Origin of the sequence: Streptomyces purpurascens, assembly GCF_045040895.1 — a bacterium.
GTDB lineage: Bacteria > Actinomycetota > Actinomycetes > Streptomycetales > Streptomycetaceae > Streptomyces > Streptomyces purpurascens.
Genome location: NZ_CP108341.1, coordinates 7,484,027 through 7,504,325, shown reverse-complemented (window position 1 = coordinate 7,504,325; position 20,299 = coordinate 7,484,027). Strand labels below are relative to the sequence as shown.

The following is a 20,299-nucleotide window of genomic DNA, read 5'->3' as shown; positions in this document are numbered from 1 at the left end:
TCTCCATGTGCGGTGCGTCAGGTCCGTACGACCCCGAAGCGGATGTCGTACGACGTCCCCGGGTGCATCACGCGCAGCATCCGCTCGCCCTCGGCGGTGACCTCGTCCCGCTGGGCCCTGGTGAGCCGGTCGAAGGGCTCGATCACGAGCGCCTGCTCCTCCAGCCGCCACAGGCCCTTGAGGAAGCCGTCGACGAGGAGCGTGCGGTGGGCGATGTTGCCCTGCCAGGAGCGGCCCCGGTACTGCGGTGGGACGACGCGGGTGCGGTCGGCGTGGGAGAGCAGCAGGTTGTCGAACTCGGGCAGGAAGCGCGGCGGGGCCGGGGTCTCCGGGTCGGGGCGGGAGGCGTCCGGAAGGTCGAAGAGCTCGACGCCGTTGTCGTCCTGGAAGGTGACGAGTCGCGGGCGGAGCCGTTCGAATGCCTCCCGCAGACGGGTCAGTCCGGCCCAGGTCTGCATGTCCTTCACGGAGGCCGGGCCGAAGGCGGCGAGGTAGCGCGGGACGACCGCGTCGGGGGTGGGGGCGGGTTCGGACGGGCGGCCGAGCCAGTGCTCGGCGGTGGTGAGACTGACCTGCCCGCTGCGGCCCCACAGGCCGCGCGGGGTCACCTGCACGAGCGGCAGACGGCACCGGGCGGCGACCGCCAGGGCCTGCGGATCGGCGTCGGGCCACTCCTGGAGCAGGGCCTCGCGCAACTGCTTCATCGTGCGGGGCTCGGTCTCGACGAGGTCCCGGGCGAGACCGGCGAGCCGGTCCAGGTCGACACCGGCGAGTCCCTTGCGGAAGGTGACCAGCTCCCGGTCCCGGGCCGGTTGCACCAGCGGCCTCAGGGTGAGGCAGTCGTCCGCGGTGTGGGTGTGGATGGTGGAGCGCATCGTGACGATACGGACGACCTCGCGGCCGGCCATGGGCGTCGACAGCGCCTCGGGGTCGAACCCGTCGAGGCGTGCGGCGAGCGCGTAGTACGGAGGCTTGACGTTCTGCGCCTGGAGACCGACCAGATGCTCGACGGCCGCGACGGCGGACATCCGGGCGGGGCGCAGCAGCAGTTGCCGGTCGAGGGTGGCGCGGTTGAGGGCACGGGTACCGAGGACGCTCCGCTGGGTGTTCGCCATGAGGGCACGGTAGTCGGGCTTGCGGACAGGTTCTGACCGCGATGGTCATGATGGCCGCGACTCGGCACGGAGGAGCCGGCGGTAATCCGGGCGCGGCGGGGTAAAGGGAGTCGATCAGCCCCCGCCGAGAAGGAGCCGAGGATGACCGACGACGCCTACCTGTTCCTGCTTGACGACCCGTCCGCGACGCTCGGCGTGGCCCCTGCCGCCGTCGGCGATCTCGCGTGCATGGAGACTCCCGCGGTACGCGCCTGGCTGGACGCGCAGGGAAGCACGCCGGTCTCCCCGCAGCTGCGGCTGCTGCCGCCGGAGGAGACGGCGGCCATCCCCGAGGGAGCGGAACGGCTGCCCGTCCCGCTGGGCGACGAGGAACTGAGCCGGGTCCGCCATCTGAACGCACCGCAGTCACTCGCCCGGGTGGAGGAGGAGCTGCTCGCCTTCCGCGACTGCGCGGACGGCCGCGACGGCCTGATCGCCCGCGCGCTGACCGCCGGCGTGGCACCGCACCGCATCGTCGAACTCACCGGGGTGGACCCCGCGACGGTGACCGCTGCGACGAGCGGCTGACGGCACGGCGGCGGTTTCGGCTGCCGTACGGAATCAGCTGTCGGACGGCCTCACGCACCTGGTCCGGGGTCCGGCCGCACGGCCGATTCGATGCCGGCGCGGGCCGCTTCCAGCTGGGCTGCGAACGCGATGCCGAGGAAGAGCGCCACGGCGGTGAGGTTGGCCCACAGCAGCAGGGCGATGAACGCGGTCAGCGGCCCGTACACGGCGCCGAAGGCACCGCTCTCCTCGACGTACAGCGCGAGCAGCCAGGTGGCCGACACCCACAGCAGGAGGTGCACGGCCGAGCCGAAGGCCAGCCAGGTGTAGCCGGGCTGGACGCGGCGAGGCGACCAGCGGAAGATCACGGCGGAGGCCACCCAGGCCAGCGCGAGCCCCACGGGGATGTCGAGCACGCCCCACCATTGCGGCCCGCTGCCCTCCCGGCCGGCGGAGTCCGCCACCGCGTCGCCCACGGCCTCGCCGGCGACGAGGGCGACGAACCCCAGCACCAGGGGCAGACCGGCGGCGAGCGCGAGCACGATGCCTCGCGCGTACTTGCGCGGGAAGGGACGGTCGCGCTCGATGCCGTAGATACGGTTGGCGCCGCGCTCGATCTGGCCCATGGCCGAGGCGAGGTTCAACAGTGCGAAGCCCAGACCGAGCCACAGGGCGAGCGTGCTCCAGACATCGCCATGGGCGGTGCGCCGTGTCCCTTCGAAGGCGTCCTCGACGATCTCCGCGCTGGCACCCGGCACGATCCGGCCGAGCGTGAGCTCGATGACGCGGCCCACACCCTCGGTGTGCACGGACGTGGCCAGCCCGACGAGCGCCACGGTGCACGGAACCAGCCCGAGCACCACCTGGAAGGCGAGGGCTCGCGCGTTGGTGAAGCCGTCCGCGTAACGGAACCGTGCGAAGGAGTCGGTCAGCAGCCGCAGCCCCCCGTAGTGGCGCAGGGCGGTGAACGCCTCGTCTCCGGAGAGTTCGTCTCCGATCATGTCCCGGGTCTGCGGGACGTGGACGGCGGTACCCATGGCGTGGACGCTCCTTGTCGTACGGCTGGTCCCTGACCGGCTTCCCCGTGCATGTTCCCCGACGCCGCACCGGCCGGTACCGGCCTTCGGGGGAATTCAGGGCCGGCACCGCGGTCCGGCGGGCGGTGGGTGGTACGGGGATGAGATGGCCGCGTCTGTCGAACCGCCTCCCTCGCCGCTCGAACGCCCCGGCGGTGAGGAGCCGCGTGTGCCGGCCTGGCTGCGGACCGCGGGCGCGTACGCCTGGCGGATCATCGCCGTCGGCATCGTCGTCCGCTTCGCCTTCTCCGTGCTCGGGCAGTTCCACCGGATCGCCGTCGCCGTCTTCCTCGGCCTCGTCATCGCCGCCGTGCTCCGCCCCGCGGCAGGGCTCCTGGCCCGGTTCATGCCCAGGCCGCTCGCGGTCGCCGTCGCGATCGTCGGCGGCATCGTCCTCGTCCTCGGGGCGCTGGCCCTGGTGGGTGAGACCGTGGCGGATCAGCGCAGCGGACTGGAGCGGGAGTTCGTGGCGGGGATCGACCGGATCGAGCGCCGGTTGGAAGAGCCGCCGTTCCGGCTTCCCGCCGACGCCTTCGCCGATCTCCAGTCCCGGATCGGCAAACTCCTCTCGAGCCATCGCTCCACCCTCATCAGTACGGCGCTCAGCGGCGCGAGCCGGCTGCTGGAGGTGCTGACCGTGCTGGCTCTGGCCCTGTTCTGCGCGGTCTTCTTCACGCACTCCGGCGAGCGGCAGTGGCGGTGGGTGTGCGACCAGCTCCCCGACGGGGCGCGGCAGCACGTCACGGTCGCGGGCCGGGCCGCCTGGCGGACCTTCACCGGCTACACGCACGGCATCCTGCTGGTGGCGGCGACCAACGCGGTCCTCGTGGGCATCGCCCTGTTCGCTCTCGGGGTGCCGCTGGCCATGCCGCTGGCGCTGCTGGAGTTCCTGGCCGCCTTCATCCCCCTGATCGGCTCGCCGATCGCCCTGGCGGTCGCGGCCGTCGTCGCGCTGGCGTCGAAGGGACCGCTCATCGCCCTGGTGGTGGTGGCCCTGATCGTGATCATCGGACAGATCGAGGGCCATCTCCTGCACCCCATCGTGATGAGCTGGGCCGTCCGGCTGCACCCGGTGGTGGTGGCCCTGGCGGTCGTCGGCGGAGCGGTCGCGGCGGGGGTGATCGGTGCCGTGGTGGCCGTGCCGCTGGTGGCCGTGGTGTGGTCCGTGTACCAGGCGCTGCGAGGGTCCGGGGACCGGATCACGACACCGGCGTGAACGACACCGGCACGAACGCCGCGCGGATCATGGAGACCGAGGCCACAGTCAGGGAGAGGGCAAGGTCACAGCCGCGCCCACTCCTGCTCTTTCGTTAACGTGGCCTAACATCCGAGCATGACGGTCCTGCCTGACGACGGGCTTGAGCTGGCCGGCGAGTTCCCTGATGTGCCCCATGAGCAGTGGCAGCGCCTTGTGGCGGGTGTGCTGCGCAAGTCGGGCAAGGACGTCGAGGGAGCCGAGGCCGAGGAAGCCCTGTCCACCGCCCTTGAGGACGGGTTGCGCACCCGGCCCCTCTACACCGCGCGCGACAACGCCCCCAAGCCTGGTTTCCCCGGGTTCGCGCCCTTTGTGCGCGGCGGCCGTGCCGAGGGGAACACGGTCGGCGGCTGGGACGTACGGCAGCGGCACACGGCGGCCGACGGCACCGCGGTGCTCGCGGACCTGGAGAACGGTGTCTCCTCCCTCTGGCTGACCGTGGGCGAGGACGGCATTCCGGTGCCGGCCCTCGGCACGGTCCTCGACGGCGTCTATCTCGACCTGGCACCCGTCGTCCTCGACGCGGGGCGGGAGACCGAGCCCGCCGCACGGGAGCTGCTGCGGCTGTACGAGGAGCGGGGTGTCGCCCGGGACGTGGCGCGCGGCAACCTGGGCGCGGACCCGCTGGGCCACGAGGCCCGTACCGGACAGGGCTACGACGTCGCACCGGTGACGGATCTCGCGCGGCGGTGCGCCGAGGAGTACCCGGGGCTGCGGGCGCTGACCGTGGACGCGCTGCCGTACCACGAGGCCGGCGGTTCGGCCGCCCAGGAGCTGGGCTGCTCGCTGGCCACCGCGGTCGCGTATCTGCGGGAGCTGACGGATGCCGGCCTGAGCGTCGAACAGGCCTGTGCGCAGCTGGAGTTCCGGTACGCGGCGACCGCCGACCAGTTCCTGACGATCGCCAAGCTGCGGGCCGCGCGCCGGCTCTGGGCGAGGGTCGCCGAGGCCTGCGGGGCCCCGCGTGCGGGGGCGCAGCTCCAGCACGTCGTGACCTCACCGGTGATGATGACGCGCCGCGACCCGTGGGTGAACATGCTGCGCACGACCATCGCGACGCTGGCCGCGGGGGCGGGCGGGGCCGACTCGGTCACCGTGCTGCCCTTCGACCACGCGCTCGGCCTGCCGGACGCGTTCGCCCGCCGTATCGCCCGCAACACCTCCACGATCCTCATCGAGGAGTCGCACCTGTCCCGGGTGATCGACCCGGCGGGCGGCTCCTGGTACGTGGAGCGCCTCACCGACGAACTCGCCCACGCGGGCTGGGAGTTCTTCCGGCGGATCGAACGGCTCGGCGGCCAGGCGGCCGCCCTGCGGTCGGGCGACCTCGGCCAGGATCTCGCCGACACCTGGGCGGCCCGGAGCGGGAAGCTCGCCAAGCGGCGCGAACCCATCACCGGCGTCAGCGAGTTCCCCCACATCGCCGAGAAGCCGGTCGTCCGCGAGCCGGCTCCCGAGCCGCGGTCCGGCGGGCTGCCGCGGGTGCGTCGCGACGAGGCGTACGAGGCGCTGCGCGCCCGTTCCGACGCCCACCTCGCGGCGACCGGCTCCCGGCCCCGGATCTTCCTGGCCGCGATCGGCCCGGCCGCGGCCCACACCGCGCGCCTGACCTTCGCCTCGAACCTCTTCCAGGCGGGCGGCATCGAGCCCGTCACGGAGGGCACCTTCGAGGAGAGCGGCGCGAGCGAGGCCGTGCTGTGCTCCAGTGACGCCCTGTACGAGGAGCAGGCGGAGGCGGTGGCCGGACAGCTCAAGGCCGCCGGTGCCGCACAGGTGTTCCTCGCCGGGCGGCCGGGGAACCACCCCGGTGTCGACTCGTACGTCTTCGCGGGCTGTGACGCCGTCGCCGTGCTGTCCGCCACCCTCGACCGCATGGGAGTGTCCTGATGGGAATCCCCGACTTCTCCGGGATCGAGCTGGGCTCCCCGGCCGCCGACGGCGGGCCCGACGAGTGGCGTACGGCGGTCAAGAACGCGTCCGGCGGGGACGACCTGCTCTGGGAGACCCCGGAGGGCATCGCGGTCAAGCCGCTGTACACCGGCCGTGACCTGGAGGGCCTGGACTTCCTGGACACACGCCCGGGCCAGGCGCCGTATCTGCGCGGCCCGTACCCGACGATGTACGTCAACCAGCCCTGGACGATCCGCCAGTACGCCGGTTTCTCCACGGCCCAGGAGTCGAACGCCTTCTACCGGCGCAACCTCGCGGCCGGGCAGAAGGGCCTGTCGGTCGCCTTCGACCTGCCCACGCACCGGGGTTACGACAGCGACCACCCGCGGGTGACCGGTGACGTCGGCATGGCGGGTGTGGCGATCGACTCGATCTACGACATGCGCCAGCTGTTCGACGGCATTCCGCTGGACAGGATGACCGTGTCGATGACGATGAACGGCGCGGTGCTGCCGGTGCTGGCGCTGTACATCGTGGCCGCCGAGGAACAGGGCGTACCGCCCGAGAAGCTGGCCGGGACCATCCAGAACGACATCCTCAAGGAGTTCATGGTCCGCAACACCTACATCTATCCGCCGAAGCCGTCGATGCGGATCATCTCCGACATCTTCGCCTTCACCTCGCAGCGGATGCCCCGCTACAACTCCATCTCCATCTCCGGCTACCACATCCAGGAGGCCGGGGCGACGGCCGATCTGGAGCTGGCGTACACGCTCGCGGACGGCGTGGAGTACATCCGCGCGGGCCGTGAGGCCGGCCTGGACGTGGACGCGTTCGCGCCCCGGCTGTCGTTCTTCTGGGCGATCGGCATGAACTTCTTCATGGAGGTCGCCAAGCTGCGGGCGGCGCGCCTGCTGTGGGCGAAGCTGGTGAGGCAGTTCGATCCGCAGAACGCCAAGTCCCTTTCCCTGCGCACCCATTCGCAGACGTCGGGCTGGTCGCTGACCGCGCAGGACGTGTTCAACAACGTGACGCGCACCTGCGTCGAGGCCATGGCGGCCACCCAGGGGCACACGCAGTCGCTGCACACCAACGCCCTCGACGAGGCCCTCGCGCTGCCCACCGACTTCTCGGCGCGCATCGCCCGCAACACGCAGCTGCTGCTCCAGCAGGAGTCCGGCACGACCCGGGTGATCGACCCGTGGGGCGGCAGCGCGTACGTGGAGAAGCTGACGTACGACCTCGCGCGTCGCGCCTGGCAGCACATCCAGGAGGTAGAGGCCGCGGGCGGCATGGCCAAGGCCATCGACGCGGGCATCCCCAAGCTGCGCATCGAGGAGGCCGCGGCCCGTACCCAGGCCCGGATCGACTCCGGCCGCCAGCCGGTCATCGGGGTCAACAAGTACCGGGTCGACAGCGACGAGCAGATCGAGGTGCTCAAGGTCGACAACTCCTCGGTGCGGGCCCAGCAGGTCGAGAAGCTGCGGCGGCTGCGCGAGGAGCGGGACGAGACGGCCTGCCGGGACGCGCTGGACGCGCTGACCCGGGCCGCCGGGGGCGAGGGCAACCTGCTGGAGCTGGCGGTGAACGCGGCCCGTGCGAAGGCCACCGTCGGGGAGATCTCCGACGCCCTGGAGAAGGTGTACGGGCGGCACGCGAGCCAGATCCGTACCATCACCGGCGTGTACCGCAACGAAGCCGGAGAGTCCCCGTCCGTGGACCGCACCCGCACCCTCGTGTCCGACTTCGAGGAGGCCGAGGGCCGTCGCCCGCGCATCCTGGTCGCCAAGATGGGCCAGGACGGCCACGACCGCGGCCAGAAGGTGATCGCCACCGCCTTCGCCGACCTCGGCTTCGACGTGGACGTCGGCCCGCTGTTCCAGACCCCCGCCGAGGTGGCCAGGCAGGCCGTCGAGGCGGATGTGCACATCGTCGGGGTCTCGTCGCTGGCGGCCGGTCACCTCACCCTCGTACCGGCGCTGCGCGAGCAGCTCGCCGAGGAGGGGCGCGAGGACATCATGATCGTGGTCGGCGGGGTGATCCCGCCGCAGGACGTGCCCACGCTGCTGGAGATGGGCGCGGCGGCCGTCTTCCCGCCGGGGACGGTGATCCCGGACGCGGCGTACGACCTGGTGAAGGGGCTGGCGGCCGACCTCGGGCACGAGCTGTGATCGATGTCGACGCGTATGTGAAGGGCGTACTCGACGGGAAGCGGGCGATCATCGCCCGCGCCATCACGCTCGTCGAGTCGACCCGGCCCCAGCACCGGGCGCTGGCCCAGGAGTTGCTGACCGGGCTGCTGCCGCACAGCGGGCGGGCCCGGCGGATCGGCGTCAGCGGGGTGCCGGGCGTGGGCAAGTCGACGTTCATCGACGCGTTCGGCACGCTGCTGACCTCGCTCGGGCACCGGGTGGCCGTGCTCGCGGTCGACCCCTCCTCCAGCCGTACGGGCGGCTCGATCCTCGGCGACAAGACCCGGATGGAACGCCTGGCCGTGGATCCGGCGGCCTTCGTCCGCCCTTCCCCGACCGCGGGCACGCTGGGCGGAGTGGCCAAGGCGACCCGTGAGTCGATCGTGGTGATGGAGGCGGCCGGCTACGACGTGATCCTGGTGGAGACGGTCGGCGTCGGCCAGTCCGAGACCGCGGTCGCGAACATGGTCGACTCCTTCCTGCTCCTCACCCTCGCCCGCACCGGCGATCAGCTCCAGGGCATCAAGAAGGGCGTCCTGGAGCTGGCCGACGTGATCGCCGTCAACAAGGCGGACGGCCCGCACGAGCGCGACGCCCGCGCCGCCGCGCGAGAGCTGGCGGGCGCGCTGCGCCTGATGCACGGCAAGGACGCTGCCTGGACCCCGCCCGTGCTCAGCTGCAGCGCCCGCGAGTCGGCCGGTCTGGACACCGTGTGGGAGCGCCTCGAACAGCACCGCACCCTGCTGGACTCGACCGGCCGGCTCGCCGCCAAGCGCCGTGACCAGCAGGTCGACTGGACCTGGACCATGGTCCGCGACGAACTCCTCGGCCGTCTGAAGGCCGACCCGGCGGTACGGGCACTGGCGCCGACGCTCGAACAGCGGGTCAGGGACGGCGAGCTGACACCGACCCTGGCCGCCGAGCGGATTCTCGGGGCGCTCGGAGGCTCCGAGCAAGACGTTCTCTGAGCTGATTCCGGCCGGAACGGGGCGAGACCCGGACCCCCCGGCCGGAGCCCATGCAACCCACTTGCATGATTATGCGTGATGATACATACTCTTCCTATGTCCAAGGTCCTCACCTCCCTGCCCGCCGGCGAGCGCGTCGGCATCGCCTTCTCGGGCGGTCTCGACACGTCCGTCGCGGTCGCGTGGATGCGCGACAAGGGTGCCGTCCCGTGCACCTACACGGCCGACATCGGCCAGTACGACGAGCCCGACATCGCGTCGGTGCCCGGCCGTGCGAAGACCTACGGTGCCGAGATCGCGCGCCTGGTCGACTGCCGTGCGGCGCTGGTCGAGGAGGGCCTGGCCGCGCTGACCTGCGGCGCGTTCCACATCCGCTCGGGCGGGCGGGCGTACTTCAACACCACGCCCCTCGGCCGTGCCGTCACGGGCACGCTCCTGGTCCGGGCGATGCTCGAGGACAACGTCCAGATCTGGGGCGACGGCTCGACCTTCAAGGGCAACGACATCGAGCGGTTCTACCGCTACGGCCTGCTCGCCAACCCGCACCTCAGGATCTACAAGCCCTGGCTGGACGCGGCCTTCGTGACGGAGCTCGGCGGCCGCAAGGAGATGTCCGAGTGGCTGCTCGCCCACGGGCTGCCCTACCGGGACAGCACGGAGAAGGCGTACTCCACCGACGCCAACATCTGGGGCGCCACCCACGAGGCCAAGACCCTGGAGCACCTGGACACCGGCGTCGAGACCGTCGAGCCCATCATGGGCGTCCGGTTCTGGGACCCCGAGGTCGAGATCGCCACCGAGGACGTGACGATCGGCTTCGACCAGGGCCGCCCGGTGACGATCGACGGCAAGGAGTTCGCCTCCCCCGTCGACCTGGTCATGGAGGCCAACGCCATCGGCGGCCGGCACGGCCTGGGCATGTCGGACCAGATCGAGAACCGGATCATCGAGGCCAAGAGCCGCGGCATCTACGAGGCGCCCGGCATGGCCCTGCTGTACACCGCCTACGAGCGGCTGGTCAACGCGATCCACAACGAGGACACCCTCGCCCAGTACCACGCCGAGGGACGGCGGCTCGGCCGGCTGATGTACGAGGGCCGCTGGCTGGACCCGCAGGCGCTGATGATCCGCGAGTCGCTGCAGCGCTGGGTGGGCGCGGCCGTCACCGGCGAGGTGACGCTGCGGCTGCGGCGCGGTGAGGACTACTCGATCCTCGACACGACCGGCCCGGCGTTCAGCTACCACCCGGACAAGCTGTCCATGGAGCGCACCGAGGACTCGGCGTTCGGCCCGGTGGACCGGATCGGCCAGCTCACCATGCGCAACCTCGACATCGCCGACTCGCGCGCCAAGCTGGAGCAGTACGCCGGCATCGGCCTGATCGGCACCGGCAGCCCCACCATCGGCGCCTCGCAGGCGGCCGCGACCGGCCTCATCGGCACCATGCCGGAGCTTCCCGAGGGCGGCGCCGAGGCCATCGCCTCCCGCGGCGAGGTCTCCGAAGAGGACGCCTGGCTGGACCGCGCCGCGATGGAGTCCGGCACGGACTGACCGGACCCGCACGGAAGGGCCGGCTCGACACCGTTGGTGTCGAGCCGGCCCTTTTCTGATCGGCCGAACGGCCGAGGGCACGTGCTGCCGGGCTCCCGGGGGTCTGGCCGAACGGCCGAGGCGCGCGCCCGCGCTCCCGGGCGAGAGTGGAGCCACTTCCTCTGCTGGAACCTGACCCCGAACCAGGAGTACGAGATGCAGCGCGGTTTCCTCGTCGGTGCCGTCGGCGGTGTGACCGCCATGGCCGCCGTGGGCGGTCTCGTCACCTGGCTGCTGGCCTCGAAGGACGTTCAGCACACCACGATCGACACCATCCCCCGCAAGTTCCACGTGAAGGCGGACGGCCACCTGGCGGTGGAGAGGACCATCCTCGAGGCCCGCATCGACGGCTGGTACGGAGGGAGACCCCGCGACACCGCGGGTCACCTGGCAGTTCGAGCGCTGACACCCACCCGGGAGCACACCGCGTCATGAGTATCGTCCTGGCCGGTCACGGCCTCACCAAGAAGTACGGCTCCACCACCGCGCCGGCCGGCGTGGACGTCGAGGTCGCCGAGCGCGACTCGCTGGCCGTCATGGGCCCGTCCGGCTCGGGCAAGTCCACCCTGCTGCACACGCTCGCCGGGATCATCAGGCCTGACGGCGGCCAGGTCCTGTGAGCCAGCTGGACATCGGCTTCCCCGAGCACCCCGACCAGGTCGCGGTGCTGACCGACGGCGGCGCCGACGCCCGGCACACGGCGGCCGAGGCCCGCAGGCTGCTGGACCGGGCGGGCGTCGAGGCGACCGTCAGTACGGTGGACGACGGCGGCTTCGACACCGTGCTGCTCGGCAACACCGGTGTGGTCGCCCGGGTCCCCGGCGGGCCCGAGCGGATCGACGCGGCCGTCACCGCCCTGGCACCCGCCGGGCAGGGCCGCTTCCCGGTCTCGCAGGACTATGTGTCCGCCCCCGACGAGACCATCACCGACCGCGTCGCCACGGTCAGCACCGCCACGCTGCTCCTGAGCTTCCTCGTGCGACGGCCTCCGCGGGACTGACCGCCGCCGCGGGCGTCCTGGACCGGCGCCGCGTCTACGGACTGCTTCGGCTGTCCGGCACCCCGCTGAGGGTGCTGGACCGGGCCCGGGTCCGTGAGACGGTCCTGCCGCTGGTCGTCCTGGCCGGCGGCACCACCGCGATGGGCGTCTTCGGCTGCTACCAGCTCAACCAGGCGGCCGGCGCCACCGTCAACGGCTCCGGCGCACTCCAACTCGTCCTCTGCGTGACCGCCGGCGCGCTGGCGATGCTCGCCGCGATCGGGGGCAGCAGGCCACTGCTGCGCAGGGTGACGGCGAACCCGGCGCAGACGGCGGACTGACGAGGCGAGAAGCCTCGCGCGGCCCACGGCATGACTTCCACACGCCCCGCCGGTGCTCCCCGCGCCATCGCGGCAGTGGCCTCCGCCTTCCCAGCCTCATGCCACTCTGTGATCGACTGATCACTCAAAGCCAGGAGCAGTCTCATGAGCGTCAAGCACGCCACCGTGACGACCACGGCCCTACTCACGCTGCTGGGAACTCTGCTCTCCGCGACGGCGATCGCCGCGGCGCCGCCCCAGGGGGACTTCACGGCCAGAGGCGTGAAGATCCACAGCGGCTACAGCACCACATCCTCCGTGCGAGGGCACGGCAATCCCGGCGACGGCTACACGCACATGGGCGGGCAGAGCAACGCGGAGAGCGTGCCCTGCCCGGACGGCTCGGTGAAGGACCACTGGACGTACGTCCACAACAACCGGACCGGGGTCGAGGGCTACGTCTCCGACTGCTTCATCAGGGAGTACTGACCACCGGATAGCCGTCTGAACAGCCCTTCCGTACCTGACGTATACGACGGGGTGAACGTCGGTGCGAGCGTGCGGGCGGGCATGTTCGCCCTCGTCGGCAGCGTGCTCGCGGCTCTGGGGCACCACACTGTCGCCGAGGGCGCGGTGCCCTGGCGGCTCGTCGCCGGGTTCGTCCTGGTGCAGTTCGCGGCCGTCCGGCCCGTCGCCCGCCGTCGGCTCTCCCTGCCCACCGTGGCCGCGGCCACCCTCGGGGCGCAGGGGGTCCTGCACGCCGGCCTGACCCTGGCGGGCGGCGCCCATGCCACCGGGGCGGGTCATGCCGGGCATCAGGGGACGGGCGGCGACGGTCATGCCTGGCACCAGGTCTCGGCCGGTATGACGGCCGCCCATGTCGTCGCCGCGCTGGCGGCGGGCTGGCTGCTGCACCGGGCCGACGCGGCACTGACGGCCGCGTTCGCCGCCGCCCGCACCGTGCGGCGCGCCGCCGCCGCCGTCGTGGCCCGCGTACGGCGGTCCTTGCTGCCCGGCGGGGGCACCGGTGGCGCGCCGCCCGCCGTGCCGCTGCTCGGCTGCTTCGACCCGCCGTCCGCCCCATGGACACGAACACTGGACCACGCGCTGGTGCGCAGGGGCCCGCCGGGACGTCTCCACGTCCCGGTCGTCCCCTCGTCCGGGCCGCGGCTTCGCCGTGCCCGGCTTCACCAGCAAGGAGTTCCCGCATGTCCACGTACCACTTCGCCTGTGCCGTACGGCGTGTCGCCGTCGTCGGCGCGGCCGTCATCACAGCCGCCCTCACCGCGACCGGAACGGCCTCGGCCCACGCCGAGGTCGAGGCCGACAAGCCGCAGGCCCTGGCCGAGAACGTCACCCTGGCCTTCGTCTCCGAGGCGGAGTCCGACTCGGCGGGCTTCACCCGGCTCCGGGTCGTCCTGCCCGAGGGCATCGCACCCGCCGACGTGACACTCGCCGAGGCACCCGAGGGCTGGAAGCTGAAGCCCGGCGGCGACGGATACACCATCGGCGGCCCGGCCCTCGGGACGGGCGTGGACGCCGAGCACAAGATCAAGGTGCGGCGGCTCCCGGACGCCGCGGAACTGGCCTTCAAGACCGTCGAGACCTACAGCGACGGCGAGGTCTCCCGCTGGATCGAACTGCCGGCCGGCGACACGGAACCGGCCCAGCCCGCGCCCGTCCTGAAGCTGAAGGCGGCGGCGCCGGGTGCGAAGCCCACCGCCTCCAGTCCACGCCCCAGTTCCGTCCCCGCCTCACCCGAGGCCTCGGGTCCGGCTCCGTCCGAGGTCTCCCCCGCCGGCGACACCACCGCGGCCGAGGACGACGGTCCGTCGCCGGGCCTGGTCGCGGGCGGCGTGCTCGTGGCCCTGCTCGTCGTGGGCGGCGGCGCGTGGTGGCTGGTGCAGCGCCGCACCGGCGGAGCGCGCGCATGACCGGTACGCGGTCTGCCGCGGCCGTGCGGCCTCCCCAGTGAGGAGGCCACACGGATCCGCCCGCCACGGTTGGTGTACGAGGCGGCGAGCCGCCTGTCGGGGGAGGCAGGGCAGGTTCGGCGGCCCTGACAGGCGGCCGGTGCCCGGGGTGCCCCGCCGGACCGCGCCGGCGGGGCACCGTTGTTCACCGCGACGTGCCGGCCATCTCCGGAACCGGCGCGTCGAGGGCGTCCAGGCCGCGCAGGATGTCCTCCACCCGCTGCTTGGCGTCGCCGAAGAGCATCTGGGTGTTCTCCCGGAAGAACAGCGGGTTCTGCACACCGGCGTACCCGGCGGCCATCGACCGCTTGAAGACGACCACGTTGGCCGCCTCCCACACGTGCAGCACCGGCATGCCGGCGATGGGGCTGGACGGGTTGTCGGTGGCGGCCGGGTTGACGGTGTCGTTGGCGCCGATGACCAGGACGACCGAGGTGGCGGCGAAGTCGTCGTTGATCTCGTCCATTTCGAGGACGACGTCATAGGGCACGTTCGCCTCGGCGAGCAGCACGTTCATGTGCCCGGGCAGCCGGCCGGCGACCGGGTGGATGCCGAAGCGCACCTCGACGCCCCGCTCGCGCAGCTTGCGCGCCAGTTCGGCGACCGGGTACTGGGCCTGGGCGACCGCCATGCCGTAGCCCGGCGTGATGATCACCGAGGAGGCGTCGCGCAGGAGTTCCGCGGTCTCCTCGGCGTTGATCTCCCGGTGTTCGCCCTGCTCGCCGTCGTCGGCGGCCGGCGCCGGGGTTCCGAAGCCGCCCGCGATCACCGAGATGAAGGAGCGGTTCATCGCCTTGCACATGATGTACGACAGGTAGGCACCGGAGGAGCCGACCAGCGCGCCGGTGACGATCAGCAGGTTGTTGGCGAGCAGGAAGCCCGAGGCCGCCGCGGCCCAGCCGGAGTAGCTGTTCAGCATGGAGACGACCACCGGCATGTCACCGCCGCCGATGGAGGCGACCAGGTGCGCGCCGAGGGCGAGCGCGATCACGGTGACGGCGATGAGCAGGCCGATGTTCGGGCGGGCCACGAACGCGACGGTGAGCGCGACGAAGGCGACCAGGGCACCCACGTTGAGGATGTGCTTGCCGGGCAGCGTCAGCGGGTTCGACTTGATCCGCGCGGACAGCTTCAGATACGCGACGACCGAGCCGGTGAAGGTGACGGCGCCGATGAACACCCCGATGAACACCTCGGCGTGATGGATGCCCAGCAGCGAACCGCTGAGCTCGGCGTCGACGTCGAGGTAGCCGTTCCAGCCGACGAACGTGGCGGCGAGGCCGACGAGGCTGTGCATGATCGCGATCAGCTCCGGCATGCCGGTCATCTCGACGACCCGGGCACGCCACAGTCCGATGCCCGCGCCGACGGCCGTGGCGACGGCGATCAGCACGAGACCGGTGGCGGTGATGCTCCGGGAGGCGAGACCGACGGTGGCGGCCAGGGCGATGACCATGCCCGCGATGCCCCAGACGACTCCCGAGCGGGAGGTCCGGTGCTGCGAGAGGCCGGCCAGGCTGAGGATGAACAGCAGCGCGGCGACGACGTAGGCGGCCTCTGCGGCCGTGACTGTGGTCATCCGTGATCAGCCCTTCGAGAACATGCCGAGCATGCGGCGGGTGACGGCGAATCCGCCGAAGATGTTGATGCTCGCCAGCAGGATCGCGGCGAACGACAGCACGGTGACGGCGGTGTTCCCCTGCCCGATCTGCAGCAGCGCGCCGACCACCACGATCCCTGAGATGGCGTTGGTGACCGACATCAGCGGGGTGTGCAGCGCGTGGTGCACATGGCCGATGACGTAGAAGCCGATGACGATCGCCAGGACGAACACCGTGAAGTGGCCGATGAGTTCACTCGGCGAGAAGGCGGTCACCAGGAACAGCGCGAGCGCCCCGGCACCGACGAGGGCGTACGGCGCCCACGCCGGACGGGCGGGCTTCGCCGGGGTCTGAGAGGGCACGGCCACGGGTTCCGGGGCCCCTGCCGGGGCGGGCGCGGCGGACACCTGGACCGGGGGCGGGGGCCAGGTCTTCTCGCCCTCGCGGACCACGGTCATGGCCCGCTGCACCACGTCGTCGAAGTCGAGGACGAGTTGCCCGTCCTTGCCCGGGGTGAGCAGCTTCATCAGGTTGACGATGTTGGTGCCGTACAGCTGCGAGGCCTGGGCGGGAAGCCTGCCGGGCAGGTCGGTGTAGCCGATGATCGTCACGTCGTTGTCGGTGACGACGGCCTTCCCGGCGACCGTGCCCTCGACGTTGCCGCCCTGGGCCGCTGCCATGTCGACGATGACGCTGCCGGGCTTCATGCGCGCGACGTCCTCGGCGGTGACCAGCCGGGGCGCCGGGCGGCCCGGGATGAGCGCGGTGGTGATGATGATGTCGACGTCGGCGGCCTGCTCGGCGTACAGCTGCGCGGCGAGCTGGTTGTAGTCGTCTGAGGTGGCCTTGGCGTAGCCGTCGGTGCTCACCTCCTGCTCGGCGCTCACCGTCAGGAACTCGCCGCCCAGCGAGCGGACCTGCTCGGCGACCTCGGGCCGGGGGTCGGTGGCCCGGACCACGGCGCCGAGGCTGCGGGCCGCGCCGATGGCCGCGAGTCCGGCCACACCGGCGCCGGCCACCAGCACCTTGGCGGGCGGCACCTTGCCGGCGGCGGTCACCTGGCCGGTGAAGAACCGTCCGAAGGCGTGCGCGGCCTCGACCACGGCCCGGTATCCGGCGATGTTCGCCATCGAGCTGAGCACGTCCAGGGACTGGGCGCGCGAGATCCGCGGCACGGCGTCCATGGCGAGCACGGTGACCGGCCGCCGCGTCAGCTCCTCGACCAGTTCGGGGTTGAGCGCGGGGCTGATGAGCGCGATCAGTGTCGCCCCGTCGCGCAGCCGGCCGATCTCCTCGCTCGAGGGGCCGTTGACCTTCAGTACGATCTCCGCCGACCACGGGTCCCCGAGGCGGGCTCCCGCCTCCTCGTAGGCCGAGTCGAAGAAGCGGGACGAGGCTCCCGCTCCCGGTTCGACCACCACGTCGTATCCGAGCGCGACAAGTCTCCCCACGGTGGCCGGCGTCGCCGCCACCCTGGTCTCGCCCGCAGTGGACTCGGCGGGTACGCCGATCCGCTGGGGTTCCGGTTCCGCTGGGGCCATCGTCTGCCTCTCTCGTCGTTCGACTGCCTGTCCTCCTTGGTGCCCGCATCCTGCACCTTCGACGCCGCAACTGTGGCGGACCGTGGTCACATGGCCGAGGAGGTCGTCCTCACACCGCCCAGGGGTTGCCGCGGGACGCGTTTGAAGGTATCGGTGTGGCGCGCGGGGCCGGAGTTGCCTTGTGATGCGACATGACACGGCCCGGCGCAGACTGGGTGCGTGAGCAGCACGCGCCCGGGGCGCGGCGAGGCCTCGCCCCCCTCCCGATCGGCGCCGCAGCAGCAGACTGTGGCACTGGCGGCGATGATGTTCGCCGTCGCCATGACCTTCATCGACCAGACCATCGTGTCGATCGCGGCTCCGGACATCGTCCGCGAATTGCACCTGTCGTCCTCGGGCATGCAGTGGGTGGTGAACGCCTATCTGCTGGCCCTCGCGGCGTTCTTCGCCCTCGGCGGGCGTCTCGCGGACCTCTACGGGCCGCGCCGGGTCGTCGTGATCGGCACGCTGGTGTTCGTCGTGTCGTCGGTGCTGTGCGGCTGTGTTCCCGAGGGCAGCGCGGCGCAGACCTGGATGATCGTGTTCCGCGCCACCCAGGGATTCGGGGCGGCACTGCTCTTCCCCGCGGCTCTGGCCGTGGTGGTGGCGGTGTTCCCGGTCGAGAGACGCGGTCGCGCCCTCGCCCTGTTCTTCGGTGTCTCCGGCGCTCTGACCGCGCTCGGCCCGCTGCTGGGCGGCTGGCTCACGAACTGGACCTGGCGGGCCGTCTTCTGGGTCAACGTCCCGGTGGCGATCGTGGCGCTGGTCCTCACCGCGCTGGCGCACATCGCCGACCGGCGGCGGTCCGGCACCCTGGACGTCCGTGGCGCCGCCCTGATCGCGATCGGCATGGGCCTGAGCGTCCTCGGCTTCCAGCAGGCCTGGTCCTGGGGCTGGGACTCCTGGGCGACCTGGCTCTGCATCGCGGGCGGCCTCGCGGTGCTCCTCGGGTTCGTCCGGTTCGAGCGCGACGTGGAGCATCCGCTGATCGACCTGCGGGTCTTCCGTGACAAGGCGTTCACCGTGGACGCGGCGGTGCTGTTCTTCTCGATGCTCGCCTTCGTACCGCTGTTCTTCTTCACCTCGGTCTACGCCCAGGTGTCCCTGAGCGCCTCGCCGAACCAGGCGGCCCTGTTCCTGCTGTACTTCTTCGTGGGCTTCGCGATCGCCTCGCAGTGGGGCGGCCGGATCCTCGACAAACAGGGCGCGCGCCCGGCCCTGAAGCTGGGCACGGTGGTGGGCTGCGTCGGGTTCGCCCTGTGGGCGAACAAGCTCACCGACCTGTCCATGCACGATCAGTGGCCGTACGCGGCGCTCGCCGGGGCCGGTATCGGCTTCATCCTCGCGCCGGCCTCCACGGACGCCGTCAACCGGTCCATCGGCGCCTCGTACGGCGAGGTCACCGGCATCACCCAGACGGTGCGCAACTACGCGGCGAGCGTGGGCCTGGCCGTCTACGGAACGATCCTGACGCACGTCACGACCGACAAGGTGGTGCAGACCCTGCAGTCCCGGGGCATGTCCACGGACGACGCGAACACCGTGGCCCGTGACATCACCGAGTCGATCACGGGCAGCGGCGACTCCCAGCCGCCCACCGGAACGGGCCCCGCCGCCGAGGCGACCCGGGACGCGATGAACGCCATCCGCATGGACTTCGCCGAGGCCAACCAGTGGGTGTTCTACGGCATGGCCATCGCCCTGGGCATCGGGTACCTGTGCGCCCTGCGCCACCCGGGCGGGCGGCCGGCCGCGAACGCGCCGGTGGAGGAACCGGTCGCGCAGAAACACTGACGGCGCCTCACGACCGTACGGCGGCGGGCTCGTCAGGTGAACAGGCCGGTCGTACGCGCCTGGATCTCCTCCGGCGTCAGCTCCTCGATCGGCTGGGAGATCATCCAGAGATGGCCGAACGGGTCGGCGAGACGGCCGCCGCGCTGCCCGTAGTGCTGGTCGGCGACGGGGTACACCACCGTCGCGCCGCCCCGCAGCATGGCCTCGGCGACGACGTCGGCGTCGGACACGTCGAGCGCCATGATCACCGGGGAGCCGCCGAGGGAGGGCGGCGCCGGGTCGCCGTCGTCGGCGTCCTTGACCGCGATCACGGCGCCGCCGAGACGCAGCATTGCGTGCACGATCCTCCCCTCGGGCTCGGTGTACCGCTCGATCTCCTCGGCGCCGAGCGCGGTGCGGTAGAAGTCGATCGCCCGGGGGCCGTCGGAGACCACGAGCCGGGCGTAGAGCCGGGTGACGGCCGGGGCGTCGGGTGGGGTGTCGGGTGTGTTCGTCATGCCTTCACGATCGCGGGTCCCGGGGGCCGTGGATTGTAGAAAACGGCCGGCCGGGCGGGGGCCGTCACCCGCCGAGCGGAACGTGGTTGCGCTCCAGCGGCGAGCGCGGTGCGTACGCGGTCGGGGTGATCCCCGCGAGCGCGCGGAACTCATGGATCAGATGGGCCTGGTCGTGGTAGCCGCAGTCCGCGGCGAGGACCGCCCAGTCCGGGGCCCCGGCCCCGGAGTTCACGCGCCGCAGCAGCCGCTGGAAGCGCCGTACCCGCGCATACCGTTTGGGCGGGAGCCCCAACTGCTCGGCGCATCTGCGGGCCAGCCGCCGGGAGGTCCAGCCGAGCCGGTCGGCGACCTCGCCCACGGGTGTGCCGCGATCGAGCAGCACGGCGGCGAGGCGGACCGCCGGGTCGGGCTCCAGCGGACGTTCCGCCCGCCCGAGCAGGACCGTCTCCAGCTCCCGCAGCACCGCCTCCGGGCCACCGGCGGCCATGGCCTCCAGCAACCGCTCGCGCAGCACCGCGCCGTCCGTGCCCCACAGCTCGTCGAGCCCGGCCAGCTCGTCGCGGACCGCGGAGACCGGGGCGGTGAGGAAGGGATCCGCCCCCGCCGGACGGAACGCCACCCACACGACGGCACGCTGCTGCGCCGGGTCGATCAGCGCCGGCTCGGTGTACGGCCCCTGCACGGCCGCGCCCCGCGTACGCCGGTCAGCGCCCCTCAGCGGCGACGACGAGAACAGGTCCCCGTCGAGGTTCACCAGCAACTGCGCCCCACCCGTCGGCAGCGCCAGCTCGGCACCATGCGCGAACCGACCCTCGACATACCCCAGCGCACCGATCGACGACCCGAGCCCGGCCGCCGACGGCCGGACCGTGAGCGAGAGGGACGTCTCCTCGGCCGCACGAGCCATGCGTCCAGCCTACGGG

18 protein-coding genes and 1 pseudogene are annotated in these 20,299 nt (G+C 72.0%); 13 read left to right on the top strand and 6 right to left on the bottom strand.

Features of this window, described 5'->3' with window-relative positions; genetic code table 11:
• Window positions 1-17: 17 nt before the first annotated feature.
• Window positions 18-1,115 carry a winged helix DNA-binding domain-containing protein gene (locus OHU35_RS34125; RefSeq protein ID WP_189721371.1) on the bottom strand — a complete coding sequence of 366 codons (1,098 nt, stop codon included), beginning with the start codon at window positions 1,113-1,115 and terminating at the stop codon, window positions 18-20.
• A gap of 141 nt (window positions 1,116-1,256) precedes the next feature.
• Between OHU35_RS34125 and OHU35_RS34120 the strand changes: the two genes are divergently transcribed.
• A complete protein-coding gene (locus OHU35_RS34120; RefSeq protein ID WP_189721372.1) occupies window positions 1,257-1,682 on the top strand; it encodes a DUF6003 family protein in 426 nt (141 codons plus the stop codon).
• Window positions 1,683-1,732: 50 nt separating this feature from the next.
• Here OHU35_RS34120 and OHU35_RS34115 read toward each other — a convergent pair whose 3' ends face one another.
• Complete coding sequence (locus OHU35_RS34115; RefSeq protein WP_189721373.1) at window positions 1,733-2,698, bottom strand: YihY/virulence factor BrkB family protein; 966 nt, start codon at window positions 2,696-2,698, stop codon at window positions 1,733-1,735.
• A 145-nt stretch (window positions 2,699-2,843) separates the two neighbouring features.
• Between OHU35_RS34115 and OHU35_RS34110 the strand changes: the two genes are divergently transcribed.
• From OHU35_RS34110 to OHU35_RS34060, 11 genes and pseudogenes are all read left to right on the top strand, one after another.
• Window positions 2,844-3,953, top strand: coding sequence for an AI-2E family transporter (locus OHU35_RS34110; protein ID WP_189721374.1), 1,110 nt, complete (start codon window positions 2,844-2,846; stop codon window positions 3,951-3,953).
• Between the two features lie 117 nt (window positions 3,954-4,070).
• On the top strand, window positions 4,071-5,879 hold the full coding sequence (locus OHU35_RS34105) for a methylmalonyl-CoA mutase family protein (RefSeq protein WP_189721375.1): 1,809 nt from the start codon (window positions 4,071-4,073) through the stop codon (window positions 5,877-5,879).
• Complete coding sequence (gene scpA / locus OHU35_RS34100; RefSeq protein ID WP_189721376.1) at window positions 5,879-8,053, top strand: methylmalonyl-CoA mutase; 2,175 nt, start codon at window positions 5,879-5,881, stop codon at window positions 8,051-8,053. Before OHU35_RS34105 ends, scpA begins: the two co-directional genes overlap by 1 nt.
• On the top strand, window positions 8,050-9,042 hold the full coding sequence (gene meaB, locus OHU35_RS34095; RefSeq protein ID WP_189721377.1) for a methylmalonyl Co-A mutase-associated GTPase MeaB: 993 nt from the start codon (window positions 8,050-8,052) through the stop codon (window positions 9,040-9,042). Before scpA ends, meaB begins: the two co-directional genes overlap by 4 nt.
• Before the next feature lie 96 nt (window positions 9,043-9,138).
• A complete protein-coding gene (gene argG / locus OHU35_RS34090) occupies window positions 9,139-10,593 on the top strand; it encodes an argininosuccinate synthase (RefSeq protein ID WP_189721378.1) in 1,455 nt (484 codons plus the stop codon).
• Between the two features lie 195 nt (window positions 10,594-10,788).
• Window positions 10,789-11,067 (top strand): hypothetical protein, encoded by a 279-nt coding sequence (locus OHU35_RS34085; RefSeq protein ID WP_189721379.1) that lies wholly within the window; start codon window positions 10,789-10,791, stop codon window positions 11,065-11,067.
• Window positions 11,064-11,249: pseudogene (locus tag OHU35_RS34080) on the top strand (ATP-binding cassette domain-containing protein); the annotation flags it as partial. The gene OHU35_RS34085 and the pseudogene OHU35_RS34080, both read left to right, overlap by 4 nt.
• Window positions 11,249-11,632, top strand: a complete 384-nt coding sequence (locus OHU35_RS34075) for a hypothetical protein (protein WP_405508058.1) — start codon at window positions 11,249-11,251, stop codon at window positions 11,630-11,632. The pseudogene OHU35_RS34080 and the gene OHU35_RS34075, both read left to right, overlap by 1 nt.
• A 71-nt stretch (window positions 11,633-11,703) precedes the next feature.
• Window positions 11,704-11,952, top strand: a complete 249-nt coding sequence (locus OHU35_RS34070) for a hypothetical protein (RefSeq protein WP_405508056.1) — start codon at window positions 11,704-11,706, stop codon at window positions 11,950-11,952.
• A gap of 144 nt (window positions 11,953-12,096) precedes the next feature.
• A complete protein-coding gene (locus OHU35_RS34065; RefSeq protein ID WP_405508055.1) occupies window positions 12,097-12,420 on the top strand; it encodes a hypothetical protein in 324 nt (107 codons plus the stop codon).
• 719 nt (window positions 12,421-13,139) lie between these two features.
• Window positions 13,140-13,865, top strand: coding sequence for a DUF1775 domain-containing protein (locus OHU35_RS34060; protein WP_359888132.1), 726 nt, complete (start codon window positions 13,140-13,142; stop codon window positions 13,863-13,865).
• A gap of 184 nt (window positions 13,866-14,049) precedes the next feature.
• Here the strand turns inward: OHU35_RS34060 and pntB are convergent, their stop codons facing one another.
• Window positions 14,050-15,483 (bottom strand): Re/Si-specific NAD(P)(+) transhydrogenase subunit beta, encoded by a 1,434-nt coding sequence (gene pntB, locus OHU35_RS34055; RefSeq protein ID WP_189721383.1) that lies wholly within the window; start codon window positions 15,481-15,483, stop codon window positions 14,050-14,052.
• Window positions 15,484-15,489: 6 nt separating this feature from the next.
• Complete coding sequence (locus tag OHU35_RS34050; protein ID WP_189721384.1) at window positions 15,490-17,046, bottom strand: Re/Si-specific NAD(P)(+) transhydrogenase subunit alpha; 1,557 nt, start codon at window positions 17,044-17,046, stop codon at window positions 15,490-15,492.
• Window positions 17,047-17,349: 303 nt separating this feature from the next.
• Between OHU35_RS34050 and OHU35_RS34045 the strand changes: the two genes are divergently transcribed.
• Entirely contained in the window at window positions 17,350-18,879 is a 1,530-nt protein-coding gene (locus tag OHU35_RS34045; RefSeq protein WP_189721899.1) for an MFS transporter, read from the top strand.
• A 32-nt stretch (window positions 18,880-18,911) separates the two neighbouring features.
• On the opposite strand, the gene OHU35_RS34040 is transcribed toward OHU35_RS34045, so the two are convergent.
• Window positions 18,912-19,376, bottom strand: coding sequence for a VOC family protein (locus OHU35_RS34040; RefSeq protein WP_189721385.1), 465 nt, complete (start codon window positions 19,374-19,376; stop codon window positions 18,912-18,914).
• A 64-nt stretch (window positions 19,377-19,440) separates the two neighbouring features.
• Window positions 19,441-20,283, bottom strand: a complete 843-nt coding sequence (locus OHU35_RS34035; protein ID WP_189721386.1) for an AraC family transcriptional regulator — start codon at window positions 20,281-20,283, stop codon at window positions 19,441-19,443.
• Window positions 20,284-20,299 lie beyond the last annotated feature (16 nt).